Annotated in this window: 20 protein-coding genes; 14 read left to right on the top strand and 6 right to left on the bottom strand. The window is 58.1% G+C overall.

Translation table 11 applies throughout. The annotated features are described in order from the left end of the window. The first annotated feature begins 64 nt into the window (after positions 1–64). The 12 genes from ACR0BU_RS02540 (at position 65) to ACR0BU_RS02485 (ending at position 12,859) form a co-directional block, all read left to right on the top strand. Positions 65–313: a DUF2484 family protein gene (locus ACR0BU_RS02540; protein ID WP_480734921.1), complete on the top strand. Its 249-nt coding sequence runs from the start codon at positions 65–67 to the stop codon at positions 311–313. Further along, a complete protein-coding gene (locus ACR0BU_RS02535; protein WP_298933199.1) occupies positions 310–552 on the top strand; it encodes a DUF2484 family protein in 243 nt (80 codons plus the stop codon). Before ACR0BU_RS02540 ends, ACR0BU_RS02535 begins: the two co-directional genes overlap by 4 nt. A gap of 56 nt (positions 553–608) precedes the next feature. Continuing rightward, positions 609–1,535, top strand: coding sequence for a UDP-N-acetylmuramate dehydrogenase (gene murB, locus ACR0BU_RS02530; protein WP_480734922.1), 927 nt, complete (start codon positions 609–611; stop codon positions 1,533–1,535). A 112-nt stretch (positions 1,536–1,647) separates the two neighbouring features. Further along, entirely contained in the window at positions 1,648–2,562 is a 915-nt protein-coding gene (locus ACR0BU_RS02525) for a D-alanine--D-alanine ligase (RefSeq protein WP_298933195.1), read from the top strand. Continuing rightward, positions 2,550–3,557 (top strand): cell division protein FtsQ/DivIB, encoded by a 1,008-nt coding sequence (locus ACR0BU_RS02520; protein ID WP_480734924.1) that lies wholly within the window; start codon positions 2,550–2,552, stop codon positions 3,555–3,557. The genes ACR0BU_RS02525 and ACR0BU_RS02520 overlap by 13 nt, the downstream gene beginning before the upstream one ends. Before the next feature lie 8 nt (positions 3,558–3,565). Further along, positions 3,566–4,900, top strand: a complete 1,335-nt coding sequence (gene ftsA, locus ACR0BU_RS02515) for a cell division protein FtsA (protein WP_298933476.1) — start codon at positions 3,566–3,568, stop codon at positions 4,898–4,900. Then, the gene (locus ACR0BU_RS02510) at positions 4,887–5,306 is read left to right on the top strand and encodes a hypothetical protein (RefSeq protein WP_480734926.1); all 420 of its coding nucleotides are present in this window, start codon (positions 4,887–4,889) and stop codon (positions 5,304–5,306) included. Before ftsA ends, ACR0BU_RS02510 begins: the two co-directional genes overlap by 14 nt. Positions 5,307–5,652: 346 nt before the next feature. After that, positions 5,653–7,272 (top strand): cell division protein FtsZ, encoded by a 1,620-nt coding sequence (gene ftsZ, locus ACR0BU_RS02505; protein WP_299885630.1) that lies wholly within the window; start codon positions 5,653–5,655, stop codon positions 7,270–7,272. 213 nt (positions 7,273–7,485) lie between these two features. Further along, the gene (gene lpxC / locus ACR0BU_RS02500) at positions 7,486–8,406 is read left to right on the top strand and encodes a UDP-3-O-acyl-N-acetylglucosamine deacetylase (RefSeq protein ID WP_480734927.1); all 921 of its coding nucleotides are present in this window, start codon (positions 7,486–7,488) and stop codon (positions 8,404–8,406) included. Positions 8,407–8,533: 127 nt separating this feature from the next. Beyond that, positions 8,534–9,397, top strand: coding sequence for an outer membrane protein assembly factor BamD (locus ACR0BU_RS02495; RefSeq protein WP_298933185.1), 864 nt, complete (start codon positions 8,534–8,536; stop codon positions 9,395–9,397). A 36-nt stretch (positions 9,398–9,433) separates the two neighbouring features. Further along, positions 9,434–11,083: a DNA repair protein RecN gene (gene recN / locus ACR0BU_RS02490; protein WP_480734929.1), complete on the top strand. Its 1,650-nt coding sequence runs from the start codon at positions 9,434–9,436 to the stop codon at positions 11,081–11,083. 90 nt (positions 11,084–11,173) lie between these two features. Then, positions 11,174–12,859 (top strand): chloride channel protein, encoded by a 1,686-nt coding sequence (locus tag ACR0BU_RS02485; RefSeq protein WP_480734931.1) that lies wholly within the window; start codon positions 11,174–11,176, stop codon positions 12,857–12,859. A gap of 3 nt (positions 12,860–12,862) precedes the next feature. On the opposite strand, the gene ACR0BU_RS02480 is transcribed toward ACR0BU_RS02485, so the two are convergent. From ACR0BU_RS02480 to ACR0BU_RS02470, 3 genes are all read right to left on the bottom strand, one after another. Then, entirely contained in the window at positions 12,863–14,230 is a 1,368-nt protein-coding gene (locus ACR0BU_RS02480) for a DUF3179 domain-containing protein (RefSeq protein WP_480734933.1), read from the bottom strand. Between the two features lie 193 nt (positions 14,231–14,423). Beyond that, positions 14,424–15,050: a COG3904 family protein gene (locus ACR0BU_RS02475; RefSeq protein WP_480734934.1), complete on the bottom strand. Its 627-nt coding sequence runs from the start codon at positions 15,048–15,050 to the stop codon at positions 14,424–14,426. Then, complete coding sequence (locus tag ACR0BU_RS02470; RefSeq protein ID WP_300068003.1) at positions 15,037–15,402, bottom strand: glycine zipper family protein; 366 nt, start codon at positions 15,400–15,402, stop codon at positions 15,037–15,039. The genes ACR0BU_RS02475 and ACR0BU_RS02470 overlap by 14 nt, the downstream gene beginning before the upstream one ends. Before the next feature lie 163 nt (positions 15,403–15,565). Between ACR0BU_RS02470 and ACR0BU_RS02465 the strand changes: the two genes are divergently transcribed. Further along, entirely contained in the window at positions 15,566–16,075 is a 510-nt protein-coding gene (locus tag ACR0BU_RS02465) for a hypothetical protein (RefSeq protein WP_299079834.1), read from the top strand. A gap of 9 nt (positions 16,076–16,084) precedes the next feature. Continuing rightward, a complete protein-coding gene (locus ACR0BU_RS02460; RefSeq protein WP_120635971.1) occupies positions 16,085–16,291 on the top strand; it encodes a helix-turn-helix domain-containing protein in 207 nt (68 codons plus the stop codon). A 44-nt stretch (positions 16,292–16,335) separates the two neighbouring features. Here the strand turns inward: ACR0BU_RS02460 and ACR0BU_RS02455 are convergent, their stop codons facing one another. The 3 genes from ACR0BU_RS02455 to ACR0BU_RS02445 form a co-directional block, all read right to left on the bottom strand. After that, positions 16,336–16,677, bottom strand: a complete 342-nt coding sequence (locus ACR0BU_RS02455) for a DUF427 domain-containing protein (RefSeq protein WP_480734935.1) — start codon at positions 16,675–16,677, stop codon at positions 16,336–16,338. A 63-nt stretch (positions 16,678–16,740) separates the two neighbouring features. After that, positions 16,741–18,531: an aminopeptidase P family protein gene (locus ACR0BU_RS02450; protein ID WP_480734936.1), complete on the bottom strand. Its 1,791-nt coding sequence runs from the start codon at positions 18,529–18,531 to the stop codon at positions 16,741–16,743. Positions 18,532–18,605: 74 nt separating this feature from the next. Then, positions 18,606–19,772 (bottom strand): alpha/beta hydrolase, encoded by a 1,167-nt coding sequence (locus ACR0BU_RS02445; RefSeq protein WP_480734938.1) that lies wholly within the window; start codon positions 19,770–19,772, stop codon positions 18,606–18,608. Between the last annotated feature and the right edge of the window lie 116 nt (positions 19,773–19,888).

Genomic DNA, 19,888 nt, shown 5'->3' with positions numbered 1-19,888 from the left:
TTTGGCACACAACCATAAAGTGTGATACGATGCTCGCTGATACCGCGCGTCCTTGGAGGGGCGAATGGACTATTCGATGATCTTTGCCGCCCTCTGGGTGATCTGCGCCACAATCGTGGCGCTGTTGCCGATGCGGCTGCAGTTTCCGCCGGGCATCATCCTGTTGACCTGCGCGCCAGCGCTTATCATCTGGCTGGGCTATGACCACGGCTGGTTCTGGTCGGTTCTCGCCTCCGGCGGGTTCATCTCGATGTTCCGCAATCCCATCCGATTTTACTGGCGCAAATGGACAGGCCGAGAGGTGACAGAATGATCTGGTCTCTCGCCCTTGCCGCGCTCTGGGGGCTTGCGGCCAATATTCTGGCGATGATCCCTAGCAAAGACAATCACTGGGCTCGTGCCTATTTCCTAATCGCGGTAGGCATCCCTATTCTGGGCTATGTTACTTATGAGAACGGTCCATGGATTGGATTGTTGGTCCTTGCGGCAGGGATGTCCGTGCTGCGCTGGCCGGTGATTTATCTGGGCCGGTGGCTGCGCCGCCTGATCTGAATTAAAGGGCATTGATACAGCTTGATTTGCTAGTCCAAATCCGCGATTTAGCAGCTATGAATACACTCCCTTCGCCTCGCGGAAAGCTCTCCGAAAACCGATCTCTCAATGACCTAACATGGCTCCGCGTTGGCGGTCCGGCGGACTATTTGTTCCAGCCGGCGGATATCGAAGATCTGCAAACCTTTCTGCGCGATCTGCCAGTAGACGTCGCGATCTTTCCGATGGGCGTCGGCTCCAACCTCATCGTTCGTGACGGCGGGCTGCGTGCTGTGGTGATCCGCCTCGGGCGCGGGTTCAACGGGATATCTGTCGAGGGCAACATCGTCACCACAGGCGCAGCAGCGCTGGATGCCCATGTGGCGCGCAAGGCGGCGGACGCGGGCGTCGACTTGACCTTTCTGCGCACCATCCCCGGTTCAATCGGCGGCGCGGTACGGATGAATGCTGGGTGCTATGGCCGCTATACGGCAGATGTGTTGCGCAAAGCCACAATCGTGACCCGGCAGGGCGAGATTTTGGATCTCACGCCTGAAGAGCTAAATTTTCGATATCGCCAGTCCGATTTTCCGGACGGCGCGGTGTTAGTTTCGGCCCAATTCGAAGGTCCTACAGGCACTCCCGCTGACCTACATGCGCGTATGGACGCCCAACTTAAGAAGCGTGACGAGACGCAACCCACCAAGGACCGCAGCGCCGGATCGACCTTCCGAAACCCTGCGGGCTTCTCGTCCACTGGCCGCACTGATGATGTGCATGACCTCAAGGCGTGGAAAGTGATTGATGACGCAGGCATGCGCGGCGCCACGAAGGGCGGCGCACAGATGAGCGAGAAGCACTCGAATTTCCTGATCAACACCGGCAGCGCCACCGCCGCAGACCTCGAAGGGCTGGGCGAAGAGGTGCGAAAAAAGGTTTACGAAACAAGCGGTATCACGCTAGAGTGGGAAATCATGCGGGTCGGTGATCCGCTGACAGAATAAAGCCCAAACCGTCAGACCAATAACAGGCAATTTAAGGCGACGGATCAAAGGCATAAACGCAGTACGGACCACCAGATAAGGTCCGGGGACATTGAGGCGCACGAACGTGGGTATGTCGAGCAGGACAAACCCCAAAGTGGCGGTATTGATGGGCGGCCCCTCGGCTGAACGCGAGGTGTCTCTCAGCAGCGGGCGCGAATGCGCAACCGCCCTCAGGGGAGAAGGTATTGAAGTGGTCGAGCTGGACGCAGGTCCCGACCTCTATGCGCGCCTTTTGGACATCAAGCCGGATGTTGTTTTCAACGCTCTGCATGGCCGTTGGGGCGAAGACGGCTGTGTGCAGGGCCTGCTGGAATGGATGCGCATCCCTTACACGCACTCTGGTGTTTTGGCTTCAGCTTTGGCGATGGACAAGCAGCGCAGCAAAGAGGCGTTTCGCATCGCGGGGCTGCCCATTGCCGACAGTGTGATTCTGCCCAAGACCGAGGTGGTGGCCAAGCACACAATGCCAGCACCTTATGTGGTCAAGCCCAACAACGAGGGGTCCAGCGTCGGCATCTATCTGGTGTTTGAGGGCGCAAATGGCCCTCCGAAACTGTCAGATGACATGCCCGATCAGGTGATGGTCGAACAATACATCGCAGGCCGCGAGTTGACCGTGACCGTGATGGGCGACCGCGCCCTGACGGTGACCGAGATCATGACCGACGGCTGGTACGACTATGACGCCAAGTACAAACCCGGCGGATCATGGCATGTTCTGCCCGCCGAAGTTCCATCCGAGATTTTTGACATGTGCATGGAGTACGCTTTGCGCGCCCACACTCTGTTGGGATGCCGGGGTGTTAGCCGTACCGATTTTCGTTGGGATGACAGTCAGGGTACGGACGGGTTGTTCTTGTTGGAAACCAACACCCAGCCCGGGATGACGCCAACCTCGCTGGTGCCGGAACAGGGCGCGCATTGTGGCCTAACGTTCGGCCAGCTCTGCGCCTGGATGGTGGAGGACGCCTCATGCGACCGCTGATCGCCACCCGCGCACCCGTGATCCACCGCGCCAAACCATTGGCCGGGCCGGATGCAGATTTTGAGTCCGCTGGATCAGAGGACAGCGATGTTCAAGCTGTCCTGCGGCTTCGCGGGGCCAAGGTCTTTGCGCGAACCGCACGACGCAGTGACCCTGCGCCGTCGCGGCTCAGCTATCGGTTCCAGCGCTGGATGTTGACGCCGGGCATTCGCCTTGGTGTCAAGCTGGGCGTTCCGATCTGCGCCATTGCCGCAGCAGCTGGTCTATATTTTGCCTCTGAAGATCGGCGCGAAGCCGTTAGCGCTTACATCGCTGACATTCGCACCTCGATTCAGGAGAGACCGGAATTCATGGTCAATCTGATGGCGATTGATGGCGCCGGAACCGGGTTGGCCGATGATATTCGCGAGATCGTTCCATTGGATTTCCCGATTAGCTCCTGGGATCTGGATGTCGAGCAGATGCGTGACACCATCACAGGTCTGGACCCGGTGAAATCCGCGACGGTGCGCATTCGCCCCGGCGGTATTCTGCAGGTTGATGTCATTGAACGGCAGCCCGTTATCGTCTGGCGCACCCGGGACGGTGTCGAGTTGCTGGACGAAACCGGCGTGCACGTGGATCAGGCCGTTTCGCGGAGGGATCACGTGGATCTGCCGTTGGTTGCTGGAACTGGTGCAGATCAGCACGTGTCCGAGGCGCTGCAGATTTTTACCACCGCCCGCAGCCTCGGCGATCGGGTTCGCGGATTGGTTCGCGTCGGTGAGCGGCGTTGGGATCTGGTGCTCGACCGCGGGCAGCGCATCATGTTGCCCGTCGAGCGCCCGGTGCGCGCGCTGGAACGCGTGCTGGCGGTGAACGAAGTGCAGGATCTTCTGGAGCGAGACGTGGCCGTGGTGGACATGCGCCTTGGGCAGCGTCCGACAATCAGAATGACAAAAGCTGCCAGCGAGGACTGGTGGAATACAAAAGTGACAGTGGGTAACGGGCAGTAACGATCATGATGACCGATCTATATCAGTCTCAACGCGCCATGCGGCAGATGCGTAGACAAGCCATGCAAAGGGGCGTCGTCGCCATTCTGGATGTCGGAAGTTCCAAGATTAGCTGCCTTGTGCTGCGGTTCGACGGATCCGGGCGGCTCAGCGAGGATAACACCATCGGGTCCATGGCGGGTCAGACCGGGTTCCGCGTTGTCGGGGCCGCCACAACACGCTCACGCGGTGTGCAATTTGGCGAAGTCACCGCCATGCAGGAAACCGAGCGGGCCATTCGCACGGCGCTGCAGGCAGCACAGAAAATGGCCGATATCCGCGTTGATCATGTGATCGCCTGTTTCTCGGGCGCCAACCCTAGGTCTTATGGGCTGGATGCGCAGGTCGATCTGGAAGGCCAGCTTGTGACCGAGGCCGAAGTAGGCCGCGTTCTGAACGCCTGCGATGTGCCTGACTACGGAGCAGGGCGCGAAGTGTTGCATGCCCAGCCGGTGAACTTTGCGCTCGACAACCGCTCGGGCCTGATTGATCCGCGCGGTCAGCTCGGGCAATCGTTGGCCGTCGATATGCACATGCTGACCGTTGATGCTGTGGCAATTCAGAACATCGTGCGCTGTATCAAACGCTGCGATCTAGAGCTCGCTGGTATTGCAAATTCGGCTTATGTGTCGGGCATCTCTTCGCTTGTTGAAGATGAACAGGAACTGGGCGCGGCTTGTATCGATATGGGCGGTGGCACGACCAGCGTATCGATCTTCATGAAAAAGCACATGATCTATGCCGATTGCGTGCGCATGGGCGGAGATCACGTGACGTCGGATATTTCCATGGGGCTGGGCGTGCCCGCGTCGGTGGCCGAACGGATCAAGACATTTAATGGTGGGGTCCATGCGACCGGCGCGGATGATCGCGATATGATCGATATCGGTGGCGACACTGGAGACTGGGAACATGATCGCCGCACCGTCAGCCGCGCTGAACTGATCGGGATTATGCGCCCTAGGGTCGAAGAAATCCTTGAAGAGGTACGTGTACGTCTGGACGCGGCCGGGTTCGAACATATGCCAAGCCAGCAGATTGTGCTGACCGGCGGTGGCAGTCAGATCATGGGGCTGGACGGGCTTGCGACGCGGATCCTAGGCCAGCGTGTGCGCCTGGGCCGTCCGCTGCGCGTCCACGGGCTGCCGCAATCGGCCACCGGGCCGGGTTTTTCCTCGGCGGTCGGACTCAGCCTGTTTGCTGCGCATCCGCAGGACGAATGGTGGGACTTCGAAATTCCGGTCGACACGGACGCGGCACGCCCCTTCAAACGGGCCGTCCGGTGGTTCCGTGACAATTGGTAAAACACTGCGCTGGTTCGGTCTTGGGGCAGTGCTGCTGCCCGGCTGGGCTGCGGCCCAAACCATCATCACGCCCGAGGCATTTCTGGATGCCGCAATTGGGAGAACGTTAAAATTCTATGAAATCCGAAGCGGCGACCTGGTAGGAACCGAACAGTTTCTAAGCCGCACAACATCGGTCTGGCGGCAAGAGGGCGAGGGGTGCGTTTATGGTCAGATCACCACGCCCAACGGTCAGATCTGCTTTCTGTACGACAATGATCCGGATGGTCTGCCTGTATGTTGGTGGCCCTTTATGCATAAAGACCGCCTGTTGGTGCGGCTTGCTTCATTCTCGGACGGTGAAATTCAGGAAGTGCGCAGCATCACCACGAACAGTTTGAACTGCCCAGGCGCTCCGCTCAGCTAAAGAAACGGGTTGCAGCGACCGGATTTATCCCTAAAGATATCCACAAGGCCCGCAAGAGGCCCGCGGCAGGACCCTGAGCAGTTTTCCGCATGTACCGATACGATCCACTAACTCGTGACGCACCCAAAATGCGGCGCGGATGACGCTTGTCTTGTTGTGATTTGCCTGTGTTCCCCAATATCTGGCGTTGGATGCGAAATACCGCCGTTCAGCGCCTTATTTCCTCCATATTTTGTGGAATCACGCAATTTTTGACGTGACCTTTTCGTATTGGAGCGATAGAATCATGGGCAGATAGGCAAGAAAAACACCGCTTTGGCGGAACATAAAAACAGGCGGACAGAGCATGACATTGAATCTTTCGATGCCCGGGCACGATGAACTGAAGCCTCGGATCACAGTATTTGGCGTTGGCGGCGCCGGCGGCAATGCCGTTAACAACATGATTGAAAAGCAACTAGATGGGGTCGACTTTGTTGTCGCTAACACCGACGCTCAGGCGTTGCAGCAAAGCCATTCATCGGCGCGCGTGCAACTGGGCGTAAAGGTCACCGAAGGTTTGGGTGCTGGGGCACGGCCGACCGTAGGGGCTGCTGCCGCCGAAGAAAGCATCGAACAGATCGTTGATCACCTGGCGGGTGCGCATATGTGCTTTATCACCGCCGGCATGGGTGGCGGTACCGGAACCGGGGCCGCTCCGATTATTGCGCAGGCCGCACGTGAGCTTGGCGTACTGACTGTTGGTGTCGTGACCAAACCCTTCCAGTTCGAAGGGGCCAAGCGGATGCGACAGGCCGAAGACGGCGTTGAATCGCTGCAACGGGTTGTTGACACGCTGATCATCATTCCAAACCAGAACCTGTTCCGCCTGGCTAATGAAAAGACCACGTTCACCGAGGCGTTCTCGATGGCCGACGACGTTCTGTATCAGGGTGTCAAAGGCGTCACCGACCTGATGGTGCGTCCGGGCCTGATCAACCTCGACTTTGCCGACGTCCGTGCGGTGATGGACGAGATGGGCAAAGCCATGATGGGCACCGGCGAAGCAACCGGCGAAGATCGCGCGGTTCAGGCGGCTGAGAAGGCCATTGCCAACCCGCTGCTGGATGAAATCAGCCTCAAAGGCGCCAAGGGCGTGCTGATCAACATCACCGGCTCGCACGATCTGACGTTGTTCGAACTGGACGAAGCGGCCAACCGCATCCGCGAAGAAGTTGATCCCGAGGCGAACATCATCGTCGGCTCGACGCTGGACACCGCAATGGAAGGTGGCATGCGCGTATCGGTTGTTGCTACTGGCATCGACGCCACTGAAAAGCAGGAAGATATCCCGGTTGCACGCCGTTCGATGTCCGCACCACTGACCCGTACGGTTTCAGCGGAAGAGCACATGCCCGAGGAAACGCCTGTTGCAGCCGAAGTGGCCGAGCCAGCTCCGCAGCCAGAAGAAATCCGCGAGCCTTCTCTGTTCGAAGCAGCCGAAGAGCCTGCCCCGACGCAGTTTCATGCACGGGACGAGCGGGATGATGACGGTCTGCCGCCTCCGGCCTACCAGCCGCGTGTGGCCGAGTTTGAACCGCAGCCCGATCCTGTCGAACAGGCACCAGAAACCTTTGTTGCTCCGCGTGGACAAGCCGCCGGCACCCCCTCGCCCGAAGCACTTCAGCGTCTGCAGGCGGCCGTTCAAAACGTGCCGTCAGCCAAGCAGCGCATGACCGCTTCGCGGCCTCAGGAGGCGGCGCAGCAACCGCAGCCCGAGACCGAAGAACGCCCCCGCTTTGGCTTCAATCGGTTGATTGACCGGATGACCGGCCATGCGGCAGATACTCCGGCACAGGCCCCGCAGCCGGTGCGTCAACAGCCTGCAATGCGTCAGGCTGACGCTACGGCACCTATCCATGATGAGGCCGACCCGGAACAGGAACGGATCGAAATTCCGGCCTTCCTGCGCCGCCAAGCCAACTGATGGCGGTAACAAATTGAGTGTAAAGGGTCGCCTACTGGCGGCCCTTTTTACTTTATTACCAAAGTATTATAGGTGGGTAAGCAGGGTTTTGCCGATCTGTTACATACATGTTTCATTCGGTTACAAAGAGTGAGTTGAGCCTTGACGCATGCTTCCTTAACTGGGGATGCAACACAGCCCTAGCAGGCTGGACACCACTCTTTGAGGCACCATTTGCAACATACGCTCAAATCTCCGGTCACGTTCCAAGGCGTCGGACTGCATGGCGGTCAGCCTGCCAAGATGGTCCTGAAACCGGCAGCTGCCGGTCACGGCATTTGGTTCAAGCGGACGGATATTGAGCTGGGCAATGCCCTCATCCCTGCGATCTATGACGTGGTCGAGCGGACGCCACTTTGCACCCGCCTGGTGAATGACGCTGGTGTGTCGGTGTCCACCGTTGAACACATCATGGCGGCTCTGGCCGGATGTGGCGTGCACAATGCACTGATCGAGATTGATGGGCCCGAGGTTCCGATTATGGACGGGTCGTCCATCGATTTCGTGCGCGGCATTGTGGCAAAGGGCGTGCGCCGTCAAGCCAGCCCGGTTCTGGCCTACGAAGTCGTAAAAGCAGTGACTGCTTCGCGTGAAGGCGCCAGCGCCACGATTGTGCCCGCAGACGGGCTGATCATCGACTTCCACATCGATTTCGAAGACGACGCCATCGGCAGCCAGACTAAAACTCTGGACATGCGCAACGGGTCGTTTGCCCGCGAGCTTAGTGACTGTCGGACGTTCTGCCGTCGTACAGACGTCGAAGCCATGCGTGAAAACGGTCTCGCACTTGGCGGTACGTTGGAAAATGCGGTTGTTGTGCAAGGTAACGAAGTTCTGACCCCGGGCGGCTTTCGCCGCGCGGATGAGGCCGTGCGCCACAAGATGCTGGACGCTCTGGGCGATCTCTATCTTGCGGGTGGTCCGATTCTTGGCCACTTCACTGGTGACAAGTCAGGTCATTCGATGACCAATACTTTGCTGCGCAAACTGTTCGAAACGCCCGGTGCGGTGCGTCCAGTCCTGTGCACCCCCGAACAAGCTGCGCGCTTGCCAGGGCAGGGCCTCGTTCTGAACGAAGTTCCCGAAGTCGCCTGATCTGATCAACTCTGACGACAATTGCGCCAGAGCGTGGATAAGGCGTTTTGCACCGGAATTTTCTGTGCTAGACCATGGCTCAATCCGGGGCGAACCCCGTTAAGTTAAGACGACAAGGATGGGCGGTATGGTTGGCAGCAAAGCGGCAGTCAGGTTCGCAAGCGCGATTCTTCTGGCAGCAACTTTGACGGCATGCGGCAACGCGGGGGGCCTGTTCGGCAACAAAGGCGCGGATCGCAGTCAAAACCTGGAAGGCTATACGCCGGAGCAGATTTACACCCGTGGTGAATACGAACTATCGCAGAGTCGTTCGGACGATGCGGCTTGGTATTTCTCGGAAGTGGAGCGTCTGTATCCTTATTCCGACTGGGCCAAACGTGCGCTGATCATGCAGGCGTTTTCGTTCCACTCGGACAAGAACTATGAAGAAAGCCGTGCGGCCGCGCAGCGTTACATCGACTTCTATCCAACGGATGAAGACGCGGCCTATGCGCAGTATCTTTTGGCCCTCAGCTATTACGACCAGATTGACGAAGTTGGTCGCGATCAGGGTCTGACCTTTCAGGCGTTGCAATCCCTGCGGACAGTGATCGAGGTTTATCCAGACAGCGAATACGCCACGTCGGCCGTGCTGAAATTCGATCTGGCCTTTGACCATCTGGCGGGAAAAGAAATGGAAATCGGGCGCTATTATCTGCGTCAGGATCACTACATCGCGGCCATCAACCGGTTCCGTGTGGTGGTAGAGGATTTTCAGACCACATCACATACCGCCGAAGCGCTATATCGTCTGGTCGAAGCCTACTTGTCACTTGGTCTGGTGGATGAGGCCCAAACGGCCGGTGCGATCCTCGGCTACAACTACCAGTCTTCGGAGTGGTATGATGACGCCTACAAGCTGCTGACTTCGCGTGGGCTGGATCTCAAGAGCCGTGGCAACAATTGGCTCAGCACGATCTATCGTCAAACCATCAAGGGTGAGTGGTTGTAGTCGTCATGGCTTTTGGCTTGGGACGGTAAAGACCCGATGCTGCGCGCCCTCGATATCCGCGACATGCTGATCATTGACCGGTTGGAGCTATCGTTCCAGCCGGGGTTGAACGCATTGACCGGTGAGACGGGTGCGGGCAAATCGATCTTGTTGGATTCACTGGGTTTCGTACTTGGTTGGCGCGGCCGAGCTGAACTTGTCCGCCGAGGGGCCGCGCAGGGCGAGGTCGTGGCAGAATTCGAACTGCCAGACGATCACCCTGCCCACGAAATTCTATCCGAGGCCGGTTTGCCCGGCGGAGAAGAGCTGATCCTGCGCCGCGTCAACACCGCCGAAGGGCGCAAGACCGCCTGGGTCAATGACCGCCGCTGTTCTGGTGAGGTGTTGCGGGCCCTGTCTGAAACCCTGATTGAACTTCACGGCCAGCATGATGATCGTGGTTTGCTGAATCCGCGCGGCCACCGGGCGATGTTGGATAGCTATGCCCAGCTTTCGGGTCATCTGCATGCCGTACGCACCGCGTGGACTGAACTGTCCCGCACACGTAAAGCGCTGGCCGAGACCGAAGCCGCATTGGCGACCATGCGCGCCGAAGAGGAATTTCTGCGCCACGCCGTGGCGGAACTGGATCAACTTGACCCTCAGCCGGGTGAAGATGCCGAACTCGACGCGCGCCGCCGCATGATGCAGGGGGCTGAACGCATCCGTGACGACGTCGCCCGCGCCTTTGATTTGTTGGGCGGGGACGGCGCAGAAGGGGCCATGGCAGATGCCGTGCGCTGGCTCGAAGGCGTATCCGATCACGCAGGCGGGCAACTGGAAGGCCCTATCGCCGCGCTGGGGCGCGCCATGATCGAACTGGGTGAGGCACAGGACGGCGTCAACGCCTGCCTGCAGGCGCTGGACTTCAACCCGGCTGACCTTGAAGCCGCCGAAGAACGTCTGTTCGCGATCCGTGCATTGGCTCGCAAGCATGATGTTGCGCCAGATGAACTAGGTGGCTTTGCCGAAACGCTGCGGGATCGTCTCAGCCGGCTTGATGCAGGGGATGCGGATCTTGCTGATCAGCGCGCCGCTATGGATGTGGCACAAGCTGCTTATGATACGGCGGCCAATGCGCTGAGTACCAAGCGAAAGTCGGCAGCCGGGCAACTGGATGCAGCCGTCATGGATGAATTGGCGCCGCTGAAAATGGAACGCGCGGTGTTTCAGACCGAAATCACCACCGCCGATCCCGGCCCTGAAGGAACCGACGCGGTTGCCTTCACGGTTGCCACCAACCCCGGTGCACCGTCGGGGCCGCTGAACAAGATCGCCTCGGGCGGGGAACTCAGTCGCTTTCTATTGGCGCTCAAAGTGTGCCTGTCCGGTGATGACAGCACCCTCACAATGATCTTTGACGAGATTGATCGCGGCGTCGGAGGCGCTACCGCTGATGCCGTTGGGCGACGTCTTGCGTCGCTGGCAGAAGGTGGGCAGGTACTGGTTGTCACCCACTCGCCGCAGGTTGCCGCCCGTGCCGCGCATCACTGGCGCGTTCAGAAACATGTCGCCAACGGGCAGACCCTGTCCACTGTCACCCCTTTGGCCGATCCCGACAGGGTGGATGAGATCGCACGCATGGTTGCAGGCGATACGATAACGGACGAGGCCCGCGCCGCCGCCCGCGCTTTGCTGCAAGCCTGAAACAACTCGCTACTACCTGGGGTCGCTATCCTACTTTTATATGAGCGCCCCGTGGCTTACTAAGGGATATGAGATGATCCCTGAGGGCCAATGACCCAGTCTACCCGCACCGTTCTGCGCAACCAGCTTAGTCAGGCTCTGGCCGCAATCAAGGACGCCTGGCGGGTGATGCTGCGCCGGGGTCCCAGCCAGATCCAGTTCTGGTTCATTGCACTGGTCATCGGAATAGCTGCGGGCTTCATGGCGCTTGGATTTCGTAAGGCGATCCGGGCGTTGCAGGCCTATGTTTACGAAACGGAAGACATTCTGCTGCTGCATAGCCACGTCGAAAAACTCCCGTGGTTTCTGATCCTGATCACCCCCATTTTCGGTGGTTTGATCGTCGGGGTCATACTGAATAAATTCACTGATGACGGGCGTGTTCGATCCGTGGCAGATGTAATCGAAGGTTCTGCCGTGACCGATGGGCGGGTCGAAACCAAAGCGGGTATCGCGTCGTTTTTTGCTTCGCTCATCACCCTCAGTACAGGCGGGTCCACCGGGCGGGAAGGGCCGGTGGTCCATATGGCGGGTGTGATTTCCACTTGGGTTAGCAATCGCATTCACGCAGATGGCATCACCGGGCGTGATCTGCTGGGTTGCGCTGTTGCCGCCGCCGTCTCGGCCAGTTTTAACGCGCCCATCGCCGGAGCCCTGTTCGCGCTCGAGGTCGTGCTGCGCCATTTCGCCGTGCACGCATTTGCACCCATCGTCATTGCCTCGGTCGCGGGGACGGTGATCAACCGGTTGGAATATGGTGACGTCACAGAGTTTGCGCTGGAAACGCCCGGGTCTCTGCAATTCTATGTCGAATTGCCGGCCTTTCTGATCCTTGGGCTGATCTGCGGCTTCGTGGCAGTGCTGCTGATGCGTTCGATCTTCTTTGCCGAGGATATCGGCAGCCATATTCAAAACCGCCTATCCATGCCGCGGTGGCTGCGACCAGGGGTGTCCGGCGCGATGCTGGGTCTTTTGGCAATCTGGTTCCCGCATATCATAGGGGTCGGATACGAAACTACGATCCGTGCCTTGACCGGTGATCTTGTGCTGACAACCGCGATCCTGTTTGCCGTGATCAAGACCGTAGCGGTAGCGATCACCATGGGCGGGCGTATGGGCGGCGGCGTGTTTTCTCCATCGTTGATGATTGGCGCGCTGACCGGGTTGGCCTTTGGTCTTATTGCCACCGGATTGCTGCCGGAAGTGTCGGGTACCCATACGCTGTATGCCTTTGCGGGCATGGGCGCCGTGGCCGCCGCCGTTCTGGGCGCGCCGATCTCTACCACTTTGATCGTGTTCGAACTGACCGGGGACTGGCAGATTGGTTTGGCAGTGATGGTGTCGGTTTCGATGTCCACCGCGTTGGCATCTCGCCTGGTCGACCGTTCGTTCTTCCTGACCCAGCTAGAGCGTCGCAACGTGCATCTGGCCGCCGGGCCCCAGGCTTATCTGCTGGCCATGCTCAGGGCAGGGGCTGTAATGCGGCCTATCGGAGACCCGCGTTCGATTTCAAAGGATGAAGCGCAGATCCTGATCGATAAGGGGTTCTGCGTCAAAGCCAGCGCAACGCTCGAAGCCGCGATGCCCTATTTCGACCGCGACGATATCCCGTGTATTCCGGTGGTCATTGTCGATGACGTTGGCCGAGAAACGCCCGTTGGCGCGCTCTATCACGTAGATGCGCTCAAAGCCTATAACCGAGCTTTGGCGGCAACAGCGGCCGAGGAACATTCCTGACCGTCAGCCGTCATACACGCTTGCGGCGTCACCCATATAGTTGTCCCACGCAAACCAGTAGGAGATATGACCAGCCACACGCGGCAGCCGTGCGCCATCCGCGCCGACAATCGCCTCTTCAGTGACGGTCCAGTCAGCGCCTTTGGCATCCCGCAACCCGCGCCCTGACGCGCTGAATTTGTGGGACTTGCGTTCATAGGCCCGAACACTGCGCTCGGCTGGATCACCGATCAAAACCAGCGGGCGGCCGGCGATGGCGTCATTGATCACCTGAGTTCGCTTGAAAGCATCCAGCGGCCAAGCCCGCGCTGCCCCAAATTGGCGTACCGCAAACACGTAGTCCTTTTGCCGATGCTTAGACTGATCCACGAGCGCCGGGAACATCAACTCGCTCGACGCAAAATAGTCGCGGTAGACGACACCCGAACCATAGTTACGCCGATGCCCTGTGTTCAGCGACAGCACCCGCGTGCCCGGATGCGATGTCTTCCAGCTGTCCCAGGTCGTGATCACAACAGGGCGTTGCTTCAGGGTAATTCCGCTGTCCACCAAGGGCCCCACCACCGGTTTTCCGGTGTATTGATTCCACAGCGAATGTGTCGCGCGGTCAAACATCAGCTTGTTGGACCGATACAAGAACCCGGATGAGCCAAACACCAGTGGTTTTTGCCGTCCCTGAACCTGCGTTTCAAACAGAATGCCCGAACCGCATAGGGTGCAGTAAGCCAAAGCAACCGGCACGCCGCCAATCACATCGTTGAACATCTCGTGCCATCCCATGATCCGCAGCGGGTAGGCTCTCTCATCCCCGTTGATCGCCACGCCAAAAACCAGATCGTCGCCCTTCATATAGTCGGCGTTTGCAGCCGAAATGAGTGTCGGGTTGTCCAACGACGGAATGCCATCTTTGCGCACGCCACCCCAGGCGATCTCTTCCAGCCGGATCTTCATCTTGTCGCGTTGCAGATATTCTGGCTGCAGGAATACGTCGAAATTGGAATCGACACCCAATAGAACTTCGCGTTTGAACGGGATCAGCGATGGGTGGGGCACCACCTGCGGGTTGCGTTCCTGCCATAGCATCCATTCGAACCAGTCGGTGCCCAATTGCTGACCCGTCAGAGCCTCCATCACTTCGACGATGTCGTCTCTTCGCCGGTCGGAAAACCGCATTCCTGTCAGCAGGGCCGGAACAACGTCAGGGTTGCCGCGATCCTTAAGAAACGCCATGTGTGCCTCAAACTCAGTCCTGCGGCCGAAAAGCGTGCTGCGAACTGCCTCAAGCACCGGGTCCTGTTGGGCCCAGAGCGCAACTGGCGCGAATGCGCCTGCCCCGGCTAGCCAAACAAAGCTGCGACGAGATATCGACATGGCCCGCTCCCTTTCTGTTCAGGCCCAATATGCACGCTGGGATGATCAATTGCATGCCACAGCCGCGTGAGCAGCGTGTGATCGGATTTCAGGCTTTCGCGAAGCGGAGAGCATATGCACCGATCAAAATGTAGTAGGCACGCGCGTTGAAATCTGCGTGCCTGCGGTCACATCGACTTGGGGCATTGGATGGCTAGTTCGTCAATAACCCGTATTTTTTGATTTCGCTGCTAGTCATGAAGTGCATGCCATCAGCCGGTGCGGCATAAATCGTAAACCAGTAGAATGACTCATCGCCCAGCACGTGCTCGATGTACAATCGGTTCTGTTCGTGTTCAGGGGCATCGCCCGGGTAGTCTTTCGCGTCCCGCGATCCGTCTGACCAAGAATGCACACCAATCTGTGCGCCCGGCTCCATGGTGCGACGGACGCCTGCCAGAAACAAGTCCACCCCGCCTGACTGGATCAGGCTGGAGGCTTCTAGATGGGTGTTAAGTCCCAGCTCTCGTACTCGATAGGCCAGCGCAATCATGGTGTCATCATCAAGCGATCCGGGCACATCCAGTTCGACCAAAGTCTTGATGTCAGGGTGCTTGGCATAAACGTCTTCAAACTGTTTCAGCGTCTGAGAGTTGATAGCCCCTTGCATATACAGCCGTGTGCCGTCGACGCGGAACTCGGTCATCGGGACCTGGTTCCACGCCAAGATGGACATCTGAGTACACCCGCCCATTAAAACCGCGACCATTGCCGCCAGCGCGGCGGCATAGCGGCTCAGGCGGCGGCCACGCGGCGAAAGATGTCTTCTAACCAACGACATTGTGGCCTCGACCCCGCATACAGTTAAAAACGATACGTTTTCTGGCGTCGTCTGCCTCAGATGAATCCTCGGCTGTTCCTATGAGGCCGCCAACGGCTGCACCAATACCGAGCCCGGCCAGTGCGTCGCCGCTGTCTGCTTCGGCTGCGCCGACCAGCCCGCCGATTACGGCACCGGTAATCGCCCCGTCATTGGTTTTTTCGCGCTGCATCGACACCTGCTGGCAGGCGGTCAGGTCAGATTGGAAATTCGCTTTTTTCTGGCCGTCAACAATCAAAGTGTCTGCACTGTCCGAGCACGCCGCGACCGTCAATCCAAGTATCAGTATGCCGCAAGAATTGGTCAGTTTCATCGTTTTGTCCTTTTTTTAGTGCGATCGAATTACTCGGCAGCGGACCTAATCGAAGGTTCAATGCTTTTCAACAATATTTTTATGTTTTATTTAAATTACGTAAAGTAAGGGTTTGTATATTTGACGAATTGCGATAAGCACGATCGGCAACACAGGAGGTATGATGAGTTTTCTTGCAAAGGCCGCGATGGCATTGAGCATGACCTACTATCTTTTTATCTTTGGCTTCCTCTGGATTGGCCAAATGTTGGGTCTTCACAACGAGATATGGGACATTTTTGAGTTTCCCATACAACCTTCGTCCCCACCCGTTTGGACATTGATGATCGGATTGATCCTGACCCTACTTGCCCTTTTGTCTCTGGCCGGTGCGTTTCGGGGCGCTTGGTTAATCTTGAACGGCGGGCAGGGGCAGGATTTTCGCGATCTGGCACGCAATCTGCGTCGCATGGCTTGGGGGCTGATCGGCTTTTGGATCGGCTACAATATCATTTCAGCCGTGATGCCGTATCTGATCGTGATTGGTTTGGACTCGACCGAAGGGTTCGAATTCGGCTGGGACCCACTGGATTTGGACATTATCTTTGCCATAACGGGTGTTGTGTTGCTGGCGATCTCGCAAACGCTAGGGCGTGCCTGGCAGGCCGAAGATGAAAACAAACACTTTCTATAGGGGGACTGTATGACAATTCAGGTGAATCTCGACCTGATGCTAGTAAAGCGCAAAGTCTCCTCGCGGGAATTAGCGGCGGCAATCGGGTTGTCCGAGACCAACCTGTCGCTGATCAAATCAGGCAAAATAAAAGGTGTCCGGTTTTCGACACTGGACGCGATCTGCAAGTATCTTGAGTGTCAGCCAGGCGATATCCTGAGTTTTGAGCCTGACTGACAAGCCTGGCCTGACCGGGCCTGGCGCCTCGGATCGTGCGATGCCTAGATTTGTTCGACCTTCACCGACTCCTGCGGATAAAACGCCAGATACCCTTTGATCTCGGCCACAGCCGGAATCGGGTCCTCATAGCTCCAGGCTGCATTTTCCGTGACCGAAGATTTGTTGACGATGGAAAAATGCGCCGCGTCACCCTTATGGGGGCAATGAGTTACCTTGTCGGTCTGATCCAGAAAGGCCATGGCGATGTCCGAACGCGGAAAGTAGATCACAGGATCCAGATCGCCTTCGTTCAATTCCAGCGCGTTGCTTGTCTCGCCCAGAATCGCTCCGCCAGAACGGACGGTCCATTTCCCCGGCGCTTTTTGGATCGTGATCTCAGTCATTTCTGCTCCTACTCTCGTCGTATCAGGGCCTTTCCTCTGCCCGGTCTGTGTAACAGTCCGGTGTCAGATCGGCGCAATTGCGGCATCCAACCACAGTTGCGCGTCGGGGCCCAGCCTTGGTCGGATCTTTTCTGCAACGTCGCGATGATAGGCGTTCAGCCAGGTGCGCTCATCCGCCGCCAGCATCTCGGTGACGATAAGTCGGCGGTCGATCGGCACATATGTCAGCGTGCGCCAACACAACATTGCCCGTTCGGCATCGCCACCGGGCAGGGTGTCGGCATCTTCCACCACCACCAGATTTTCGATCCGGATGCCAAACGCGCCTTCGCGGTAGTACCCCGGTTCATTCGACAGGATCATGCCGGGCTTAAGCGGGACATGACTGACCTTGGACAGACGTTGCGGCCCTTCGTGAACGCTGAGATAGGCGCCAACACCATGCCCAACCCCGTGGTTGAAATCCTGACCGGCCAACCACAGCGGCGTACGGGCGATGCATTCGATATCGCGGCCGGCCAACCCAACCGGCCAACGCAACATCGACAGGTTGATCATGCCCTTCAACACGCGGGTGAAACAGGCTTTTTCCTCGTGGTCGACTTCGCCAATCGCTATGGTGCGCGTGATATCGGTTGTGCCATCCAGATACTGCCCGCCGCTGTCCAGAACCAACAGATGACCGTCCTCAAGCTTGCTGTCCGTCTCTTCGGTCACGCGGTAATGCATAATGGCGCCGTTCGGCCCGGAGCCCGCGATTGTATCGAACGAGATATCCTGCAGTGCATTGTCTTTGCGGCGATTTTCCTCAAGCCGCGTCACAACCTGAGACTCCGTCAGACTGCCAGGGGAATGCGTATCCAACCAACACAGCGTTTCAGTTACAGCGACCGCATCGCGCAGATGCGCCTCGGCGCTGCCCGCGATTTCAGCGGCGTTCTTGCAGGCCTTGGGCAGGGCGCAAGGATCGCCACCTTCGACCAGCCGATCCCCCAGAGCATCCGCAACGATCTGGGGCACGGTGTTGGGGTCAACCTGAATGCGCCCTTCCAACTTGCCTACAGCATCCAGGAAATCAGATGGGTCATGCACCAGGACATGTGGGCTTAGATGACCTTCCACACCCACCAACTTTTCAGCGGCCATAAACAGATCTACCCGGGCGTCGGCGTGCAGAATGGCGAACCCGTGGGCTACCGGATTATAGGGAATGTCTGATCCCCGAATATTCAGCAACCACATGATCGAATCCGGCAGGGTGATCACCGCTGCCGCGTATCCGTCCTTTTGCAAACCATCGGCCAATCGACCAATCTTGCTGTCTGCGGTTTCGCCGGCAAATTCAATCGGGTGCGCCTTGACTGGGTTCATCGGTGGCGCGGGTTGATTGTCCCAAATCCGGTCCACCAGATTGTCGCATTGCGCCAGCGTGATGCCACTGCCATCCAACTCGGTCCGCGTCTTGGAAACTTGCCCAGCCGGGTGTAACCACGGGTCAAACCCAATCTTGCCGCCATTTGGCAGCTGTTCCTTCAGCCAGGCACTTAAGCCGACTTCAGGCCATGGAACCGGCGTATAATCCCGCGCCACCTCTGCCTTGACTTGCGTCCTATAGCGCCCGTCGATAAAGACCCCGGCTACATCGACGAGAGCCGCGCAAAACCCGGCTGATCCGGTGAAACCGGTCAACCACACCAGCCTCTCGTCCCGGGGTGCCACATACTCACCCTGATGAGCATCCGCCCGCGGAACCAGAAACCCGTCCAACCCGTCGCGTGCCATCTCGCCCCGCAGTGCCGCCAGCCTAGGGGGGCCTTGTTCAGGGCGCGCGGTGGCTGTGAAAGACTGGAACATGGGGGCCTCATTTTTGCATGGTCGATGTGAAACCTGAGCGCTGCGCCGAGAAATGTCCAGCGCCCGATCCGACCTTAGTCGGGTGCTTCAAGAAACGCGGTTAGGCTTTGCAAATAGGTGTCATATGCGGCGTTTCCGGGCAGGGGTATCTGATTGCCCGTTTCGAGGACCACCAATGAGGCGTTGGGTATTCCAGCCGCCAGTTTCCGCGCCTCTGACAACGGGTGAACTGCAGCGTGACGCCCGTGCAGAACTAGGGTGGGACACTCGATTTTTGGCAGTATGTGCAAAGCAGATGTGCTGTTGCCTATGTCGCGGTAGTGCAGCTTTTGTTCTCGGGAATACAACGACTGCATCTCGTCGACCATCTGCCGGACATCATCAAGCGGGCCATCCGGAAAATAGCTGAGCGTAGAGCCCAGTGCGTACCCGCCTCCCGGAGTTTGCCAGCCCTCGGCAATCAACGTTCGGATCGAGTCCGGCTGTTGCGCGTCCGCGCGATGATCTCGCCCTTCGGCCCAACCACCTGCGATCACCAGCTTGTTCACCCGCTCGGGGTGCTGCGCTGCAAAGTGCAACGCAGGGAATGTTCCGCCGAACTCACCGACGATAGAGAAACGCTCAAATCCTGCGGCCTCAGTCACGGTCAGGATTTCGTCGATCCTGTGATTATACACAGCTTCGTGGTTTGAATTCGAACTCGCACTGTGGTCCTTGTTGTACCGCAACAGACGAAACCGATCAGCCATATCTGTCAACCGCTTGTGCTCTGATGACAACCGCCATTCTGCTTCCAGATCATGAACAACGGACCCTAAGCGAAGAACCGGCAGGCCCTCGCCGAACAGGGTAAACGGGATTGCCTGGCCATTTCGACCACGTGCATACCTCAATTGTTGAGTATGCTCGCCCTTTCCCGAGCCCGCGTCGTCATCGCGGCTTACCTCCGCTGCCAATTGCAATCCACGCCGCACGATCGTTTTAATGATCCGCTGCGTCTTGCCATCGTCACCGACGGCTTTCCTGGCCGCAGCTATGCGCGCGCTGATCGTTGAATCCGAGACGAAGCGCCCCTGCCAAACCCGTTCGATAATCTCTTCACGCGGGACCAGCTTGCCGGGGCTTTGCGCTAGCAATTCCAACAGATCAAAAACTTGCGGCTCGACAGATACGGTTTCGCCTCCGCGCAACAGCACGTGACGATCTATATCCAGAACACAATCTGCAAACTCATATCGCATGGGGCGAATACACCCGGTTTTACCCGGCCTCACAAGGTTGAACGGCAATCCCAAAGGTTTCTTAGGGAAATCTCAAGAGTATCTTCAAGCAGGCGCACTAACTGGTTGGCAAATAT

The sequence above is a fragment of the Ruegeria sp. CK2 genome (assembly GCF_056536585.1).
This window is presented reverse-complemented; position numbering and strand designations above follow the sequence as displayed.

Excerpts from the sequence above, each read along its gene's own strand:
- ACR0BU_RS02540 (WP_480734921.1), top strand. The coding sequence starts at position 65 with ATGGACTATTCGATGATCTTTGCCGCCCTCTGGGTGATCTGCGCCACA.
- ACR0BU_RS02535 (WP_298933199.1), top strand. The coding sequence starts at position 310 with ATGATCTGGTCTCTCGCCCTTGCCGCGCTCTGGGGGCTTGCGGCCAAT.
- murB (WP_480734922.1), top strand. The coding sequence starts at position 609 with ATGAATACACTCCCTTCGCCTCGCGGAAAGCTCTCCGAAAACCGATCT.
- ACR0BU_RS02525 (WP_298933195.1), top strand. The coding sequence starts at position 1,648 with ATGTCGAGCAGGACAAACCCCAAAGTGGCGGTATTGATGGGCGGCCCC.
- ACR0BU_RS02520 (WP_480734924.1), top strand. The coding sequence starts at position 2,550 with ATGCGACCGCTGATCGCCACCCGCGCACCCGTGATCCACCGCGCCAAA.
- ftsA (WP_298933476.1), top strand. The coding sequence starts at position 3,566 with ATGACCGATCTATATCAGTCTCAACGCGCCATGCGGCAGATGCGTAGA.
- ftsZ (WP_299885630.1), top strand. The coding sequence starts at position 5,653 with ATGACATTGAATCTTTCGATGCCCGGGCACGATGAACTGAAGCCTCGG.
- ACR0BU_RS02495 (WP_298933185.1), top strand. The coding sequence starts at position 8,534 with ATGGTTGGCAGCAAAGCGGCAGTCAGGTTCGCAAGCGCGATTCTTCTG.
- recN (WP_480734929.1), top strand. The coding sequence starts at position 9,434 with ATGCTGCGCGCCCTCGATATCCGCGACATGCTGATCATTGACCGGTTG.
- ACR0BU_RS02485 (WP_480734931.1), top strand. The coding sequence starts at position 11,174 with ATGACCCAGTCTACCCGCACCGTTCTGCGCAACCAGCTTAGTCAGGCT.
- ACR0BU_RS02480 (WP_480734933.1), bottom strand. The coding sequence starts at position 14,230 with ATGTCGATATCTCGTCGCAGCTTTGTTTGGCTAGCCGGGGCAGGCGCA.
- ACR0BU_RS02475 (WP_480734934.1), bottom strand. The coding sequence starts at position 15,050 with ATGTCGTTGGTTAGAAGACATCTTTCGCCGCGTGGCCGCCGCCTGAGC.
- ACR0BU_RS02470 (WP_300068003.1), bottom strand. The coding sequence starts at position 15,402 with ATGAAACTGACCAATTCTTGCGGCATACTGATACTTGGATTGACGGTC.
- ACR0BU_RS02465 (WP_299079834.1), top strand. The coding sequence starts at position 15,566 with ATGAGTTTTCTTGCAAAGGCCGCGATGGCATTGAGCATGACCTACTAT.
- ACR0BU_RS02460 (WP_120635971.1), top strand. The coding sequence starts at position 16,085 with ATGACAATTCAGGTGAATCTCGACCTGATGCTAGTAAAGCGCAAAGTC.
- ACR0BU_RS02455 (WP_480734935.1), bottom strand. The coding sequence starts at position 16,677 with ATGACTGAGATCACGATCCAAAAAGCGCCGGGGAAATGGACCGTCCGT.
- ACR0BU_RS02450 (WP_480734936.1), bottom strand. The coding sequence starts at position 18,531 with ATGTTCCAGTCTTTCACAGCCACCGCGCGCCCTGAACAAGGCCCCCCT.
- ACR0BU_RS02445 (WP_480734938.1), bottom strand. The coding sequence starts at position 19,772 with ATGCGATATGAGTTTGCAGATTGTGTTCTGGATATAGATCGTCACGTG.